General features: G+C 45.1%; 1 protein-coding gene. It reads left to right on the plus strand.

The window, feature by feature from the left end; translation table 11 throughout:
* Positions 1-316, plus strand: a 316-nt coding sequence (locus tag ACYVTD_RS18525) for a hypothetical protein (protein ID WP_461249061.1), incomplete at its 5' end; no start/stop codon positions are given.
* Positions 317-335 lie beyond the last annotated feature (19 nt).

A 335-nucleotide genomic window follows, 5' to 3' on the forward strand; every position in this document is an offset into this window, starting at 1 on the left:
CATTAAAAATGAATGTAAAGGCGGCCTTTTAGCAAAAGCGGAAAAAAAATTGAATGTTGAATCCGGCGATGACATGAGCATAAAATCCGCCGGAAAATTAGACGCGGTTGCCGATGGAGCAATAAAGATAAAAAATAGCAAGACTGAAAAATTGGAATTGGGGAACGCCATCGCCACAATGGGGGCGATGATCTCCGATTTTCTTCAAGCGGCAGTAAGTTTTAAGAGTTTGGGAAGCCCGGCATCGCATACCGCACCGGACTTTTCCGCCACGGCAGGGCAGATAAAAGCCAAATGGGATCAGGTGTTTAAGTAATGGGATTAACCGTATCGAC

Source organism: Treponema sp. R6D11, assembly GCF_054786075.1.